We start from the raw sequence: 597 nt of genomic DNA, 5'->3' as shown, positions 1-597 counted from the left end.
CATGACTTACATGATGGAAGACCCAAAAAATATTCCGCATATTCTTCAGGTGATGTGGTCTGCTCGCGCTATTGAACGAGTAGGGGATCGTTGCCAAAACATTTGTGAATACATTATTTACTTTGTGAAAGGTAAGGACGTTCGTCACCTTGGTGATCAAAGCATTGATGATGTGTTGAAGTAATGCTTAGTATGAATGAAAAAGACCAGCGAACGCTGGTCTTTTGGATCTTAGAAGCCGAGATCAGTACTTATCTGGTACAAACGTTTGATCGTCTATTGGTGCTCTGACGTAGCCCTCTTTATTGATCTCTGGTAACTCAATTGGTGGGTACTCTAGCGCTTTGTATTCAATTTGACTGAGTAGATGACTAATGCAATTTAAGCGCGCTTTTTGTTTTGAATCTGAAGGTACAACCCACCAAGGACAGTTTTTGGTGTCGGTGTAAGCGAACATCTTGTCTTTTGCTTCAGAATATTCAGCCCAGCGGTGTCGAGATTCTAGATCCATCGGGCTGAACTTCCAGCGCTTTATCGGTGTGTTGATGCGCCCTAAGAAGCGTTTTTCCTGCTCCTCGTCGGAGACCGAAAACCAGT

1 protein-coding gene and 1 pseudogene are annotated in these 597 nt (G+C 43.4%); one reads left to right on the top strand and one right to left on the bottom strand.

Features of this window, described 5'->3' with window-relative positions; all coding sequences use genetic code 11:
* A partial coding sequence (locus R7O13_RS28840) for a PhoU domain-containing protein (protein ID WP_412125745.1) occupies positions 1-184 on the top strand: 184 nt, incomplete at its 5' end.
* Between the two features lie 60 nt (positions 185-244).
* Here the strand turns inward: R7O13_RS28840 and R7O13_RS28835 are convergent.
* Positions 245-597: pseudogene (locus R7O13_RS28835) on the bottom strand (polyphosphate kinase 2); the annotation flags it as partial.

Source organism: Vibrio sp. Y176 (assembly GCF_033438945.1).
The sequence above is the reverse complement of the archived record's forward strand: the minus strand, read 5'-3'. Positions and strand labels throughout refer to the sequence as shown.